Here is a 14,535-nt window from a genome sequence, read left to right as displayed (position 1 = left end):
CGTGGGTTAATGCGCGGGGCCTTGGGCCTCGCGTTTTTGCTCATAGCCATACCTGTCCAGGGCCACGACCACTCACGCTGCGTGGTGGATGATCGTGACCGCGAAGTATGCCTGCACAACGCTGCACGGCGTATTGCCACGCTCTCCCCAGGGGCAACGGAGCTGACCTACGCCGCAGGCGCAGGAGATCAGGTCGTGGCCGTGGTGAGCTACAGCGATTACCCGCCGGAAGCAAAGGACGTGGCCTCGGTGGGCAGCCACACCCGAATCGATTTGGAAGCCCTGGTCGGGCTTGCCCCGGATTTAGTCATCGGCTGGGTAACAGGTAACCCCGCCGAGCAGATGGAAACCCTAGAAGCGCTGGGCATGCCGGTGTTCTACATCGAGCCGCGTAGCGTGGAAGACGTCGCCCACACCATTGAGCGACTGGCCCTTTTAGCGGGAACTGAACCAACTGGGCGGCAGGCGGCTAGCGAGTTTAGAGACGGCATGGCCGCGCTCACCGCCCGCTACAGGGAGCGCGACCCGGTACCCACGTTTTATCAGGTGTGGGACGAGCCGCTGATGAGCGTTAATAACGAACATCTGATTGGTCAGGTAGTAGAGCTTTGCGGCGGCGAGAACGTCTTTGGCGAGCTGGAACGGCTGGTGCCAAGACTGGATGACGAAGCCGTGCTGGCCGCCAACCCCGAGGCCATTATTGCTGGAGGCATGGGAGAGGAGAACCGCCACTGGCTCACCCACTGGGAACAGTACCCCAATTTAGCCGCCGTAACGGGCGATAACCTCTATTTTGTGCCACCTTCTTTAATTCAGCGGCCCACTCCGCGCCTGTTGGAAGGCGCACAAATTCTGTGTGAGAAACTTGAACAAACTCGCCAAAAGCGCGGGGCCTCTTAATGGTGGCGCGCCTGTGGCAACCCCTTGGCCTGCTGGCGTTGATCGCCGTGGCCGCCATGCTATTTTCTCTGGCGGTGGGTAGCGCGCAGCTTTCGGCAGCGCAGCTCTGGGCGGTGGTGCAGGGCCAGGGCGATGTGCTGGCGCGTACCATGGTGATCGAGCTTCGCCTGCCACGGGCGCTTTCTGCCTTTGCGGTGGGCGGATTGCTGGCGGTGGCCGGTGCCTTGATGCAGGTGCTGCTGCGTAACCCGCTGGCAGACCCCTACGTACTGGGGCTGTCTGGTGGGGCATCGATGGGGGCATTGGCGGCCATGTTGGCCGGGATGGGCGGTGTGCTTATTTCGGGTTCGGCATTTTTAGGCGCGCTGCTCTCTACGTTTTTAGTGTTTGGCCTAGCCCACGGCAGCGGCGGCTGGACGCCTGCCCGGCTGTTGCTGACGGGCGTGGTCGTGGCCGCGGGGTGGGGCGCAGTGATTACCCTGATGCTCGCGCTAAGCCCTGCCGAGCGGCTGCCGGGGATGCTCTACTGGCTGATGGGGGATTTATCCTACGCTCGCGCGCCGTGGCCGCCGCTGCTGCTATTAATCGCCACCTGTGTATTGCTGATACCCCTGGGGCGCAGCCTCAACGTACTGGCCCGTGGCCCCCAGCAGGCCGCCGCCCTGGGCGTGGATGTTCGCCCATTGGAGTGGGGAATTTACATTGCCGCCAGCCTCTTGACCGCCACCGCCGTGACCACCGCAGGCAGCATTGGGTTTGTGGGGCTAGTAGTGCCCCATATGCTGCGCCTGCTGCTCGGCAACGACCAGCGGCTGATTTTACCTGCCTGCGCCCTGGCAGGCGGCACGCTGCTGGTACTCGCCGATACCCTAGCGCGCACCATGATTGCCCCCGAGCAGCTCCCCGTAGGCGTGATTACCGCGCTGCTGGGTGTGCCCACCTTCCTCTTTTTGCTCTACCGGAGCCGCTGATGACCCGCTTGGCGACTCAAGACCTGATCATTAACGTGCCAGGGCGTAGCGAAGGCACGGCGCTGAACCTCACCATTGAACCGGGGCAGGTGTGGGGCGTGCTTGGCCCCAATGGCGCGGGTAAAACTACGCTGTTGCATACGCTGGCGGGGCTGAACGCCCCCCGTTCAGGGCAGGTGCTGATAGGAGACACGCCACTAAGCCAGCTGCGCAGGCGGCAAGTGGCCCAACGCCTAGGGCTGGTGTTTCAAGAGCGGCTAGACGGCTTTCCCGCCACGGTGCTGGAGACCGCGCTGATTGGCCGCCACCCGTACCTTTCCCTATGGCAGATGGAAGGTGCCGACGACTACGCCCGCGCCGAGGCCGCCCTGGAAGCGCTGGATGTGGCACATCTTCGCCACCGCTTGGTCAGCACGCTTTCCGGCGGTGAACGCCAGCGGGTGGCGATGGCGACGGTGCTTACCCAAGCGCCCAATATTTGGCTGGCGGACGAGCCCACCAACCATCTGGATCTGCACCATCAAAGTGCGGTGATGGCGCTGATGGCCGAACAGGCCGCCCAGGGCAGCGCGGTGATGATGTGCCTGCACGACCTCAACCTGGCCGCCCGCTGGTGCGACCACATTTTGCTGCTATACCCCGGCGGCGAAGCCTGCTGGGGCCCACGAGACACCATGCTGGTGCCCAGCGCCCTAGAGCGGCTCTACCAACAGCGGCTGGCTACGGTAGATGTGGATGGTGCGCCGGTGTTTGTGCCCATCCAGGCACCCCTTACCGACCATGAGTGATTTAAGGAAGAGACATGTTGCAAGGTAAAGCACACGCAGCGCTCATCAGCGCCCCCGGTTCGGGTCAGGGAAAATCCATGGTCACGGCGGCGCTGGCACGGCTGCACCGTAACGCCGGGCGCACCGTGCGGGTCTTCAAACACGGCCCCGATTACCTAGACCCCATGGTGCAAGAAGTCGCTTCCGGCCAGCCGGTGTATCAGCTTCACCCCTGGATGACCGGCGAGCACGAGTGCCGCTGGCGCTTAGCCAAAGCCGCCCAAGAAGTTGACGTGATTTTGGTGGAGGGCTCCATGGGGCTATTCGATGGCTCACCCTCCAGTGCGGACTTAGCCATCCTGGCGGGCATCCCCGCGCTGCCGGTGATTGATGCCTGGGGCATGGCGCAAACCTTTGGCGCGGTGGCACAAGGCCTGGCCAACTACCACCCGGATCTCACTATTCACGAAGTGATCGCCAACCGCATCGGCAGCCCCGGCCACAGCAAGCTGCTGAATGAGAGCATGCCGGAAGGCATTGCGCTGCTGGGCGCAATTCCCCGTCATGACGCGATGAAAATCCCCGACCGCCACTTGGGCCTGGTGCAAGCCAGCGAGCTGAGCGGCCTGGATGCCCAGCTAGACGCCGCCGCCAAGGTGTTAGAAGAAGCTGGGCTAGGTCGCCTGCCTAAAGAGGTATCGCTAAGTGCTGACGCCCCCACGCCTGCACCGGACTATTTGCGCGGCGTGCGTATCGCCATCGCCAAAGACGACGCCTTCGCATTTATCTACCGCGCCAATCTCGATGTATTAGAGGAGATGGGCGCGGCGCTGCACTTCTTCTCACCGCTCAACGATTCTACACTGCCAGAATGCGACGCCCTCTGGCTGCCCGGTGGCTACCCGGAACTTCACGCCGCCCGCTTTAGTGCTAATCAACCGATGCGAGAGGCGATCAGCGCCCACCACCGCGCAGGCAAACCGATACTCGCCGAGTGCGGCGGGCTAATGAGCTGCGTCGAGCAGCTGGTCGACGGTGAAGGCACAGGCCACACGATGATGGGGCTGCTGCCCGGCACCGCCAAAATGGCCGGTAAGCTGACAGCGCTAGGCCTACAAAGCCTACACAGCCAACGCGGCGAACTGCGCGGCCACACCTACCATCACTCGCTGCTGGACACCTCCATGCAACCGCTGGCCCGCACCCGCAAATTGGCTGGTAGCGAAGCCGAACCCATCTACCGTGAGGGCGCGCTGATCGCCAGCTATTTCCACGGCTACTTTCCCTCCGCGCCTAAATTGGTGGCGGATATTTTCACCGGCCAACCAATTCACCTAGCGGAGTAACGGGCAGGGGAGCGCGCAGCTATTAGCCCAAAAATATGGAAGGTTTTTCCATAAAGCAGTAGTGGGCTATCATAGAGCGGCGAGACACTCCCCAACCCTAAAGGAGCTACTATGAGCTTTTACGTCTACCTTTCCGGCGAGATTCACACTGACTGGCGCGAAGAGATCCAGCGCGGCGCAGAAGCCGCAGGCCTGGACGTGGTCTTCACCGCCCCGGTGACCGACCACGACGCCTCTGATGCCGCTGGCGACCACCTGGGCAAACCGGAGAACGGGTTCTGGCGTGACCACCAGTCCTCCAAAGTGAACGCCATCCGCACCCGCACCCTGATCGAACAAGCCGATCTGGTGGTGGTGCGCTTTGGCGACAAGTACAAACAGTGGAACGCCGCCTTCGATGCAGGCTACTGCGCAGCCCTGGCCAAGCCCTACATCACGCTGCACAGCGAAGAGATCGTTCACCCGCTGAAAGAAGTCGACGCCCAGGCCCAAGCCTGGTGCACCACCACCGATCAGGTCGTGGAAACCCTGCGCTACGTATTGAAAGCGTAAAGGTAAAACACCCCAAGGAGCCCCCATGCGCGAAAATGCCAAAACCCCGGAACGCCATGCTCAGCGCATGGCGGCCAAGCAAAAAATCATGAACGAGCGCATTGCCCGCGCCGATAAAGAGCAGGGCATCTTGCTGGTGCTCACCGGCCCCGGCAAAGGCAAAAGCAGCTCCGGTTTTGGCATGCTCGCCCGCGCCCTTGGCCACGGCATGAAGGTCGGCGTGGTACAGTTCATCAAGGGCGCGTTCAGCACCGGTGAAGAAGCCTTCTTCCGCAACCTGCCCAACGTGGACTACCACGTGATGGGCGAAGGCTACACCTGGGACACCCAAGACCGCGCACGCGACGTCGCCGCCGCCAACGCCGCCTGGGAACAAGCCAAGCGCATGCTCCAAGACGACAGCTACCACATGGTACTGCTCGACGAACTCAACATCGCCCTACGCTACGAGTACCTCGACCTAGACCAGGTCCTCGACGACCTACAAGCCCGCCCCGACATGCAACACGCCATCGTCACCGGCCGCTACGCCCCCCAACCCCTCATCGACCTCGCCGACACCGTCACCGAAATGAAAGTCGTCAAACACGCCTTCAAAGACCAAGGAATCAAAGCCCAAAAAGGGATAGAACTTTAAAGGAGAGGGGCGGTTAGTGAATGGTGAATGGTGAGGGGACGATAATCGAACCCTCATTGCCCTGTGCTATGGCTGATGGCGGTCTGAAGTTGTAGGAGGGAGCTTCAGCTCGCGACGATCAAGCCACAAAGCTCAGCATTCCCTGAAAACTAATTGGGCCACCCGTGGGAGGGAGCTTCAGCTCGCGATGATCAAGCCACAAAACTCAACATTCCTTCAAAACTAAATGTGGCCACCTGTGGGAGGGAGCTTTAGCTCGCGATGATAAAGCCACACAGCGCAATCCCCCGTAGCGCGGCGTAACGACTGAGCGAGAGCAACGAGCGAAGAAGGCACCCGCAGCGGCGGCCCGGCGCGAAGGCGGCGCCAGCCGCCCATCCACCACGCCATAAGCAACCACCCACCTCAAGTTCAGCACTCACCACCCACCACCCTTTGACCGATCACAATTTCCCCAAAATTCTGCGTGACCTAAGCCAAATTTATGAATAGAGTATGATTGAGTCGTAAAAAGCAGCAGGCACGCGAATTTTGGTTATGCTGCCATGAGTCAGACATAGTCTATTAGAAACAGTGGTTTATGCCTGTTTGAGTGGCGATATAACATCAATAATCATGCTGGCGCGTTCAAAAGTGTTATGTGGAAGGGCGTATAATCACTGTTAACCCTTGTGACCAGCATCTTGCAAAACTCCGTCAATGACGTATATTGACTATCATGTTTACCATCATCGAAACCCCTACATTTGAAGCAGATGCCAGAAAAATCTGGACTGAGGAAGAGCGAAGCGCTTTCTTTGCCTGGCTTGCGGCAAGTCCGGAAATTGGTGACCCCATTCCGGGTAGCGGCGGATGTAGAAAGGTTCGTTGGTCGGTAGCGGGTTCAGGGAAGCGCGGTGGGGTGCGAGTCATTTACTTCACCAAGTTGGCAAATGGTGAGATCTGGTTATTGGTGATCTACAAGAAAGCCGTCAGGGGCAATATACCCGCTCATATCCTGAAGTCGATTCGTGAGGTATTGGAAAATGAGTGACGAGACACTAAGTGCTGAGGAGCTTGGCAACAAGTTGCTTCAGTCTGTTAAAGAAATGAAAGCGGGCAAAACTGCACGAGTCAGTCGTGTTGAGCCTAACGAGGTGGCAGAGGCTCGAGGCAAAACCGGACTGACTCAGGTCGAGTTTGCTGAGGTACTGCATATTTCCGCGCGAACCCTGCAGGAGTGGGAGCAAGGTCGACGTGAACCCTCTGGTCCAGCAAAAGCGCTCATTGAGATTGCTTCCCGTCATCCCGAGGTCATTCGAGAAGGCCTCGAGCTACGGGGTTAACAAGCGGCTGTTGTCGGACGCGCCTACGCTGCGCTCCGGCACGCCGCAAAGCCGGGCGTTAACCAGCCGTCAGGCCTCTGCGCAAACACTCACCAATAACTTGCGTAAACTCCCGAATTCGTTTCACCCGCCTCAGATCAGGATGGGTAAGAATCCAGAGCGGAGTGGCCAGCTCCCCGATTGAATCCGTCAGGCGGCAGAGCTCTGGATCATAATCCCCCAGATAGTCCGGAAGTACGGCCACGGCGGGGCCTGATCGCGTGGCGGCTTGCATGCCTAGCATGGAGTCGACCCGGTAGCGGCAGAACTCGTTAAGTCCATTCTGGGCCATCCAGGCTTCGAGAGCACGGTTGCCCATATGGTTGTCCGGGCCAATCCATGGGTGCCCTGTTAACCTGTGCAAGGGCACTCGCTCGTTCTGCCAGTACTGCCGCTGCCCGTAGACGCTTTGGAGGATCACACCAATCTTGCGGCCAACCAGGGTTTCCGGAGGTTTTCCGGTGGGGCGAATGGCGATGTCCGCTTCCCGTTTGCTCAAACTGTGCACCTGGTTCGATATGACCACTTCCAGCTTGATGTCGGGATAGTCCGCACAGAACGTGTCGAACGGCTTTGCCAGCAGGCCCGCAAATAGGGTGTCGGTGGTGGTGACTCGGATGGCTCCGGACAGCTTCAGGTCTTTTCCCGCAAGTCGGCGTTCGGCGCCGGTGATATCGGCTTGCACCCTTCTTGCGACCGAGAAAAGGTCCTCACCAGCCGTGCTTGGGGTGTATCCCGTACGCGAGCGTTCAAACAGTGTGACTCCCAGCTGATTTTCCAGATTCGTCAGCCGTCGGAAGACGGTCGCATGGCTGACTCCCAACTGCCTGCCAGCGCCTGAAAGCGTGCCCGTTTCGGCAATGGCCGAGATAATCTGCAGATCATCCCAGCGGATTTGTTGTTCGTTCATGCAAGCTCAGTTATCGGATATTGGGTATTTATGTGTAATAACGAACAGCATAGGCTACTGCCAGATGAATTCAAAAATAGGGGGTCAAGGCTTATGAATGTGCTGATTGTACTAGCGCACCCGGAGCGAGCATCGTTCAACGGCGGGCTGGCGGATGTGGCGAAACAGTCACTACAGATTGCGGGGCACACCGTCGAACTGGATGACCTCTATCAGGAGGGGTTCGATCCGGTTGAACGCGCCAGCCACTATGCCGAAAGAGTTGATGAACACTATTTTGCGCCCTTGACCGAGCAGCGGGCCCATTATGAACGAAGTACACTGGCACCTGAAGTTCAGAGGGAAATTGGCCGACTGGACTGGGCCGACCTGGTGATCTTCCAGTTTCCGTTGTGGTGGCATGCACAGCCAGCAATCCTGAAAGGCTGGTTTGACCGGGTCCTGGTTTATGGCGGGCTCTACTCCGGCAGCAGGCGATACAACCGGGGGCATTTTCTGGGTAAAAAAGCCCTATGTTCTGTGACCACCGGGTCGCCGGAGCAGGCGTTCATGCCATTCGGCCGCGCTGGCAATATGGTGGAATGGCTCTGGCCGATGCATTCTTCGCTTTACTACGTGGGGTTTGAGGTGCTGGCGCCACAAGTCAGCTATGGCATTCAGGGTGGTGGTATCCGCTATCAGGACGAGTCCGAATTCAGGGGCCAGTTGGAAGGGAATAAAACGGTTTGGGCGGACCGGTTGTCAGGGCTGCTTGAGGAGCCTTCCATTCCTTTTACTGGGTGGGAAGACTGGGATCAAAACGGTATTCTTGAACAGACTCACCCTATGCGTTGGCGACTGTAGGAAATAAAGTGGCTTCTGTTTTATGTTAAGACAAAGAACGCTGGGCACCCTGCGGTCACCCGGGAAGATCTCACGCTCAGGGGTTAACAATCGGCTGTTGTCGGACGCGCCTGCGCTGGCGCTCCGGTTCGCCGCAAAGCCGGACGTTAGCACCTCATGTCCGACGACTGTCGTTTACATCATCCGCAAGCCAAGCCTTGATCAGCGATTGATAAGGCATGTCCCGCTTGTTGGCTTCGATCTTGATCCGATCAAGCAGAGTTTCCGGCAACCGGAGTGAGATGGTCTTGGTTGATGGTTTCAGCTTCGGGAACGATGCCGGCTTGGCCTGGCTCCAATCCAGGTAGTCGGTGGAATCGTGAGTTTCCCAGAATTCCCGTTCTTCTGCTTCAGTTTTGAACTCAGGCATCTTTTTTGGCTTGCTCATAAACAGCCCTCTCTTTTCGGTGCATGTCGCGAGCGGAAATCACCCGAATCAGCGTACCGTTCTGCCTCAGTGTGAACGTGATGTGGAGCAATCTCTCGTCATCTGTTTCACCAAGAGCATGAAAACGGGCCTCAGTCTGGCTGTGTTTGGAATCCTCCAACACCAGAAGCGGCTCATTAAAGAAAATTTCTTCCGCTTCGGACTGGTTTACGCCATGTTTCTCCACGTTTTTTCGGGAGTTGCCTTCGTCCCAGTCAAAGCCAGTAACTTGTGCCCAATTGATCATAAAAGTATATTATCAGCATATACGCAGGCGTCAACAAGTGCTAACCAATGCAGGCACGGCGACGCCCACTACATTGCGCCCTCGGCTCCATTTCGTGGGCGCGCATGCTGCAGGCGTTATGTTTTAAGGAGGTAGTTTGAGTAAAGTCGTTGGACGCTGGCGAATTAAGTGGATGGAAATGTGGGATCAAGACTTTGTTGATCTTATCGAGCCCGGATACTTCCAGTTCGATGAAGATGGCCTCGGCTTTTTTGTATTCGGAGCAGTTGAGGGCCAAATCGACTACCGCATTCCAGATGATGGAGGGCGAGTCGAGTTTTCTTGGTCTGGAAATGATGATGGTCGTGAAAAGTCTGGCCGTGGTTGGTTTCAGTTTTCATCTTCAAATTCAGCGAAAGGGGAACTCTTCATTCATTGTGGAGACGAGTCGGCCGTAGAAATCGAATATCAAACATAACCAGGCGCGGCACTCGGATGCCTTTGTCTCCGCTTCGCTACGTCAAAGTCACCGGTGCGCTAAGCGTTATGTTTTAAGGAGGTAGTTTGAGTAAAGTCGTTGGACGCTGGCGAATTAAGTGGATGGAAATGTGGGATCAAGACTTTGTTGATCTTATCGAGCCCGGATACTTCCAGTTCGATGAAGATGGCCTCGGCTTTTTTGTATTCGGAGCAGTTGAGGGCCAAATCGACTACCGCATTCCAGATGATGGAGGGCGAGTCGAGTTTTCTTGGTCTGGAAATGATGATGGTCGTGAAAAGTCTGGCCGTGGTTGGTTTCAGTTTTCATCTTCAAATTCAGCGAAAGGGGAACTCTTCATTCATTGTGGAGACGAGTCGGCCGTAGAAATCGAATATCAAACATAACCAGGCGCGGCACTCGGATGCCTTTGTCTCCGCTTCGCTACGTCAAAGTCACCGGTGCGCTACGCGTTAGCTGGGTAGTGCGTTGTGCCTTTTGGTTGGCTCGGTGGTGTTGGCCTTGGCCTTATACTGGCAGCAAATCCGGCAATTCCCGTGGTTTGCCAAGGCCGTCGGAATCCGCGGCGAGTGGGTAGCCAAAATCAGCCAGTGGCGTTGGCATAAAGGTGAGTGTTTGCCGGAACCAGGTGTCCGTCGAAACCTGGTTCCTTGCTTACCTGCTAATCTGAGGTCCAGGTTCATTCGCCGCATTGTCGGTGGTAGTTTTACTCAGGGTGCATCGGCTAGGGCTTGTGCATAAAGCAACGGAGCAGGCGGTCATGTTGGTTGCCAAGGATCTGGGTTTGTCGCCCGCCGGTGCTTCTCAGCTAACCAGTCGCTGTAGTACGTTCCCGGCCCGAGGGCCGTCCACCGGACGCCACTGACGTGGCGCCGCTAAGCTCAGCGTTAGTTTTCTCATCAACATCATCATTTGTCATCTAGGATAAAAATGGATACTTTCATTGAATTTGTAAAATCGGATATTGGTGTCACACTGGCTTGGGTATGTACTGTTGGAAGTACGTTATTTGCTGTGATTAAATCAAAGAAAAATAAACAGTTGAAAATGCAAGTTGGCGAAATAACAAAAAATTCAACAGTAGATAATAGTCAGGATAGTGTTACGCAAAACGGCCAGAAGAATGTGTATACAAAGAATAATTCAGGCGGCATGAGAATAGACATGTAAGGGACTAAACCTTGACTATAGGAAATGAAGGGGATAATCCCTCTGTGAATAAAACAGTTAAAGTTGAACGTAATGCTGGAAATATCATAATCGGAAATTCACCCGAATATGAGATCAGCTCAGCTATAAATGAATTGCTAAAGTCACTAGCTAATAAGCCATTTACGCTCAAGAAAAACAGAAGACGCCCATCTTCTGAAACAGTTGTAAAGATACAACACAATAACCTTAAAGCTAAAAGCCATATCATAAAGCAATACTTAGATCATTCTTCAAAAGTAGAAGAAGCCTATTCCGAGATTGACTCATTGGTCACTTTTGGAAAAGATACGATCCTTCAGAATTTAAACGATTTATACTTTCTTGCTTTAGACGCTGTTGAAATTGACTATTTAATTTGCGATATAGACATAGCTAAAGTCAGAGAAAATTCTGAGTTCATTTTGGACTTTATCATTCAAAGATTAAAAAATACTGTATTTGAATCAAAAAACACTCCTGCTTACAAAGAGCATGTTGAATTGGGAGTGAATGTTGTTGTAGCTCATGCTTTTATCGAATGCATAATCATGGAGAATCCAGCTGATGATTCCTAGAAGTGGTTGTGACCCAGAAATAAATGTTGTAAGCATAGGGGCAAAAATTCTAAAGAAAGTGGCAGATGAAAATCCGCCCTTAGATGCGATACTCACTGACTGCTCTTCAGAGCTAAAAGTATCGATTGATCACATCATACTGTCGTTAGATTGGTTGTTTTCAATTAAGGCAATTGAGTTTAATGGAGTAGAGGTTTTTATAAATGAAGCTTGATAGCCTTGAAATAAAGATAAATAACGAGGTAAAAAGATTTGTTAAATTCAAGTCTGGTCTTAACCTCGTCACAAACAAGCCAAATTCTGGTCGTACAGGTAACAGTGTAGGAAAATCAACATTATCACGAGTGGTTGACTTTCTAATGCTAGGAAGCATAGAAAATATTTACATTGATGAAGAGTTCAAAAAGCCAAATCTTGAGATAGAAACGCTATTTAAGAACAACATTGTAACTGCTTCTCTCAGCTTCTTTGACTACTCAAATAAAATAAATCAAATTTCTCGCCATTTATGTATTGATGACGAATCCGAATCTAAATTCTGGGTAAATGGTGAAATTGTTGAAGAAAAGGGATATGAGTCATTTATTCAGGATAAAATTTTTAATATATCTACTAGAAGACCTTCTGTCCGAGCTGTAGCGCCGAAATTCATTAGAAATGACAGTCACAGAATGTTAAGTACGACTAAGTTTCTTGATAAGCGACAAGGCCCAAAAGATTATAGCGAACTTTTTTTATACCTTTTCGGTTTCAATAATACGTCTCTACTTACGGAGAAAAGAGATGCAACAAATCTGGTTAACAGGCGAAAAAGGAATTCCACATCGATTAATGCGCTAGTGAAAGAGCAAAAGCCGAAAAGTGAGATCAAGAAATATAAGGCAGATGCTAAAGAGCTAGAGGATAACCTTTTAACATTCGAATATTCATCAGAATATTCAAACCCAATAGAAAGACTTTCAGAGCTACAGGTAAAAGAAGACCGATATACCGAAGAACTTCTATCTATACAGCGAAAAGTAGACAACATCAATCATACTATAGAACTCTTATCTAAAGACAAAGATGGTTATTTGATTAACGAGCTTAAAGCTATATATAGCTTCTCCGGCGTCGCAATTGACGGAGCCTTACGAGAACTTGAAGATGTCATTTTGTTCCATAAAAATCTCGTTGAGAAAAAGAAGCACTTTCTTACGATTGATTTACCTAAATTGAACGAGGAGTCTGAAGGTCTTCAGGCAGAGCTAAGTTCAATAAGGAAAGATAAGTTACAAGTTTTTTCTGACATGAGGTCTAAGGAAAGCTTAGACAATGTGACTAAAAATCTGAAACGACTTGGTGAGCTTAAAGTTGAGCTTGGAAAATTAGAAGGTCTAATGGAGCAGCAGTCCAAAGCAAAATCAGATCAAGCTGAAGCTGAAGCTCAATTGCAAAAGATTCTTGAGGCCATTTCCAAAGAGATTGATAATGTTTATGAATTTGAGAAAAAATTTAATACACACTTCAGGTCTCTTACCAAAAGTCTTCACGATGAAGAATACAGCATAGACTTGGATTTTAATAAGGATAGCGGGGCTTGCTCTATTGAACTCATTAACACAGCAACTAATCCTGAGGGCGAGAAGAAGAAAGCCGAAGTTATTGCTTTTGATTTTGCATATATTCATGCCATTAGTGAGTTAAAGCTTAATCGACCAAGCTTTATTTTTCATGACAGTATTGAGGATGTTGACAAAAAACAAATTGAAGATATTTTCGAAGAAGCAAACAAGCTTCCGGGTCAACAAATTCTGTCAATGCTATCAGATAAAATATCAGAAGAAACCTATAAGAAGGTATCCAGAAATATAATCTTGGCTCTTGATGAGGATGAAAAATTCTTTTGTGTTTAAACGAAAACTAACAAGTCAAATCACTCGGACGCAGCAAAGCTGCGCCGGTGTTTGAGGCGTTATGAGCAGCATTAAACTTTAGAACTGAGTTATATATGACAGAAAGAGAAAAAATGCTCTTTGGTGAGTATTACGATCCGAGTGACGCTGAGCTCGTCAAGTTGCGTCTTGAGGCTCGTTTACTCACAGAGAAGCTAAATCAAACAAGTGTAAGTTGCCCAGATAAAAGAGTAGAGATAGTCAAATCCTTGTTGGGTTCTACAGGAAATAGCATTCACATTGAATCGACTTTCAACTGCGATTACGGGCTGAATATACACGTTGGTGAGAATTTCTATGCCAATTTTGGCTGTGTCATTTTGGACGTAGCGGAAGTTCGTATTGGTGAAAACTGTTTTATAGCACCACAGGTCGGAATCTATACGGCAACTCATCCAATCGATCCGATTCAGAGAAACAGTGGGGTAGAGTTTGCAAAGCCAATCAGAATAGGTAACAACTGTTGGATTGGTGGTCATGCAACGATCAACCCTGGAGTGACGTTAGGTGACAATGTTGTTGTTGCCTCGGGAGCCGTTGTGACAAAGAGCTTTGGTAGCAATGTTGTCATTGGTGGCAACCCAGCACGAGTGTTAAAAGCAATCGAGTAACCTTTAGCTAGCTGCTCATAACAAACGCTTCAAGAGAGACAGCCAACGCGTGGCATTTTTACTATGCGTTGGTTTTTGTGATTACGGTGTTGTGCGGAAAGTTGGTAGTAGCGTTTCGGGCTACTTAATTGGGCGTTAAAGATGCTGCTCCACATCCATACTGTTGTGGAGAATTCGGATGACAACGATCCTGGATTCCGTACCGGCTCTGTAAAAGATAACATGACTGCCCTGACTGAACTTTTTGTACCCTGGTTTTATGTCACCCGTATCGCGGCCAATATCAGGTTGGCGAGCGAGCAGCTTGAAAGCATCGTCAAGCTGCCTGAGGTACGTATCGCGTTGGCGCTTTCCCCACTTTTCGGTGGTGAAGCGGCCTATCTCGACAACGTCTTTTCGGGCAGAGGAAGTGAGCAGGTATGGACGCATCAGTGAGCTTCGTTGTCCAGTTCTGTAATAACGCTTTCAAGGGAATACTCTGCGATTCCGCTCTGTTCGCCTTCATCCAGAAGGCGTTGGAGCCGTTCAAGCTTACTTTCCGTTTCTTCAAGCAGACGCAGTCCGGCACGTACCACCTCGCTCACCGAGCCATAGCGGCCCTTTTCAACCTGAATGGCTATAAACTCATCAAAGTGGGGGCCGAGTGTAATGCTGGTATTTCTAGCCATGGGGAGACTCCTATACCAAATATTGGTATATCATGGCAAAGCACCCATAACAAGGCAAGGCAGGCCGACGCGATA

Annotated in this window: 21 protein-coding genes; 16 read left to right on the top strand and 5 right to left on the bottom strand. The window is 52.5% G+C overall.

Annotated elements, in window-relative coordinates; translation table 11 throughout:
* Positions 1-9: 9 nt before the first annotated feature.
* The 8 genes from NH344_RS08800 (at position 10) to NH344_RS08765 (ending at position 6,498) form a co-directional block, all read left to right on the top strand.
* Complete coding sequence (locus NH344_RS08800; protein ID WP_044629354.1) at positions 10-900, top strand: cobalamin-binding protein; 891 nt, start codon at positions 10-12, stop codon at positions 898-900.
* Positions 900-1,871: an iron ABC transporter permease gene (locus tag NH344_RS08795; RefSeq protein ID WP_082051443.1), complete on the top strand. Its 972-nt coding sequence runs from the start codon at positions 900-902 to the stop codon at positions 1,869-1,871. The genes NH344_RS08800 and NH344_RS08795 overlap by 1 nt, the downstream gene beginning before the upstream one ends.
* Positions 1,871-2,659, top strand: a complete 789-nt coding sequence (locus NH344_RS08790) for an ABC transporter ATP-binding protein (RefSeq protein ID WP_253027787.1) — start codon at positions 1,871-1,873, stop codon at positions 2,657-2,659. Before NH344_RS08795 ends, NH344_RS08790 begins: the two co-directional genes overlap by 1 nt.
* A gap of 14 nt (positions 2,660-2,673) precedes the next feature.
* Positions 2,674-3,984 (top strand): cobyrinate a,c-diamide synthase, encoded by a 1,311-nt coding sequence (locus tag NH344_RS08785; protein ID WP_062360326.1) that lies wholly within the window; start codon positions 2,674-2,676, stop codon positions 3,982-3,984.
* Positions 3,985-4,095: 111 nt separating this feature from the next.
* Positions 4,096-4,536: a YtoQ family protein gene (locus tag NH344_RS08780; RefSeq protein WP_044629351.1), complete on the top strand. Its 441-nt coding sequence runs from the start codon at positions 4,096-4,098 to the stop codon at positions 4,534-4,536.
* A 25-nt stretch (positions 4,537-4,561) separates the two neighbouring features.
* Complete coding sequence (gene cobO / locus NH344_RS08775; protein ID WP_074210706.1) at positions 4,562-5,173, top strand: cob(I)yrinic acid a,c-diamide adenosyltransferase; 612 nt, start codon at positions 4,562-4,564, stop codon at positions 5,171-5,173.
* 718 nt (positions 5,174-5,891) lie between these two features.
* Positions 5,892-6,206 (top strand): hypothetical protein, encoded by a 315-nt coding sequence (locus tag NH344_RS08770; RefSeq protein ID WP_054641851.1) that lies wholly within the window; start codon positions 5,892-5,894, stop codon positions 6,204-6,206.
* Positions 6,199-6,498, top strand: a complete 300-nt coding sequence (locus tag NH344_RS08765) for a helix-turn-helix domain-containing protein (RefSeq protein ID WP_062373489.1) — start codon at positions 6,199-6,201, stop codon at positions 6,496-6,498. Before NH344_RS08770 ends, NH344_RS08765 begins: the two co-directional genes overlap by 8 nt.
* Before the next feature lie 58 nt (positions 6,499-6,556).
* On the opposite strand, the gene NH344_RS08760 is transcribed toward NH344_RS08765, so the two are convergent.
* Positions 6,557-7,447 (bottom strand): LysR family transcriptional regulator, encoded by an 891-nt coding sequence (locus NH344_RS08760; RefSeq protein ID WP_213262289.1) that lies wholly within the window; start codon positions 7,445-7,447, stop codon positions 6,557-6,559.
* A gap of 93 nt (positions 7,448-7,540) precedes the next feature.
* On the opposite strand from NH344_RS08760, the gene NH344_RS08755 reads away from it, so the two are divergent.
* Entirely contained in the window at positions 7,541-8,290 is a 750-nt protein-coding gene (locus tag NH344_RS08755) for an NAD(P)H-dependent oxidoreductase (RefSeq protein WP_213262288.1), read from the top strand.
* A gap of 154 nt (positions 8,291-8,444) precedes the next feature.
* On the opposite strand, the gene NH344_RS08750 is transcribed toward NH344_RS08755, so the two are convergent.
* Positions 8,445-8,717: a BrnA antitoxin family protein gene (locus tag NH344_RS08750; protein WP_054641814.1), complete on the bottom strand. Its 273-nt coding sequence runs from the start codon at positions 8,715-8,717 to the stop codon at positions 8,445-8,447.
* Positions 8,692-9,003 (bottom strand): BrnT family toxin, encoded by a 312-nt coding sequence (locus tag NH344_RS08745; protein ID WP_054641813.1) that lies wholly within the window; start codon positions 9,001-9,003, stop codon positions 8,692-8,694. Before NH344_RS08745 ends, NH344_RS08750 begins: the two co-directional genes overlap by 26 nt.
* A gap of 136 nt (positions 9,004-9,139) precedes the next feature.
* On the opposite strand from NH344_RS08745, the gene NH344_RS08740 reads away from it, so the two are divergent.
* The 7 genes from NH344_RS08740 (at position 9,140) to NH344_RS08710 (ending at position 13,792) form a co-directional block, all read left to right on the top strand.
* Positions 9,140-9,460 carry a hypothetical protein gene (locus NH344_RS08740; protein WP_164834383.1) on the top strand — a complete coding sequence of 107 codons (321 nt, stop codon included), beginning with the start codon at positions 9,140-9,142 and terminating at the stop codon, positions 9,458-9,460.
* Between the two features lie 86 nt (positions 9,461-9,546).
* On the top strand, positions 9,547-9,867 hold the full coding sequence (locus NH344_RS08735) for a hypothetical protein (RefSeq protein ID WP_164834383.1): 321 nt from the start codon (positions 9,547-9,549) through the stop codon (positions 9,865-9,867).
* A 544-nt stretch (positions 9,868-10,411) separates the two neighbouring features.
* Positions 10,412-10,651 carry a hypothetical protein gene (locus NH344_RS08730; protein ID WP_172514388.1) on the top strand — a complete coding sequence of 80 codons (240 nt, stop codon included), beginning with the start codon at positions 10,412-10,414 and terminating at the stop codon, positions 10,649-10,651.
* An 11-nt stretch (positions 10,652-10,662) separates the two neighbouring features.
* On the top strand, positions 10,663-11,247 hold the full coding sequence (locus tag NH344_RS08725; protein WP_172514389.1) for an ABC-three component system protein: 585 nt from the start codon (positions 10,663-10,665) through the stop codon (positions 11,245-11,247).
* A complete protein-coding gene (locus NH344_RS08720) occupies positions 11,237-11,461 on the top strand; it encodes an ABC-three component system middle component 6 (RefSeq protein ID WP_172514390.1) in 225 nt (74 codons plus the stop codon). Before NH344_RS08725 ends, NH344_RS08720 begins: the two co-directional genes overlap by 11 nt.
* Complete coding sequence (locus tag NH344_RS08715) at positions 11,451-13,142, top strand: DUF2326 domain-containing protein (RefSeq protein WP_253027786.1); 1,692 nt, start codon at positions 11,451-11,453, stop codon at positions 13,140-13,142. Before NH344_RS08720 ends, NH344_RS08715 begins: the two co-directional genes overlap by 11 nt.
* Positions 13,143-13,237: 95 nt before the next feature.
* Positions 13,238-13,792, top strand: a complete 555-nt coding sequence (locus NH344_RS08710; RefSeq protein ID WP_172514392.1) for a sugar O-acetyltransferase — start codon at positions 13,238-13,240, stop codon at positions 13,790-13,792.
* 135 nt (positions 13,793-13,927) lie between these two features.
* Here NH344_RS08710 and NH344_RS08705 read toward each other — a convergent pair whose 3' ends face one another.
* On the bottom strand, positions 13,928-14,221 hold the full coding sequence (locus NH344_RS08705) for a type II toxin-antitoxin system RelE/ParE family toxin (RefSeq protein ID WP_058579745.1): 294 nt from the start codon (positions 14,219-14,221) through the stop codon (positions 13,928-13,930).
* Positions 14,221-14,460: a type II toxin-antitoxin system ParD family antitoxin gene (locus NH344_RS08700; protein WP_044630393.1), complete on the bottom strand. Its 240-nt coding sequence runs from the start codon at positions 14,458-14,460 to the stop codon at positions 14,221-14,223. The genes NH344_RS08705 and NH344_RS08700 overlap by 1 nt, the downstream gene beginning before the upstream one ends.
* Positions 14,461-14,535 lie beyond the last annotated feature (75 nt).

The organism is Halomonas sp. Ps84H-12 (genome assembly GCF_024124725.1).
Taxonomy (GTDB): domain Bacteria; phylum Pseudomonadota; class Gammaproteobacteria; order Pseudomonadales; family Halomonadaceae; genus Vreelandella; species Vreelandella aquamarina.
This window is presented reverse-complemented; position numbering and strand designations above follow the sequence as displayed.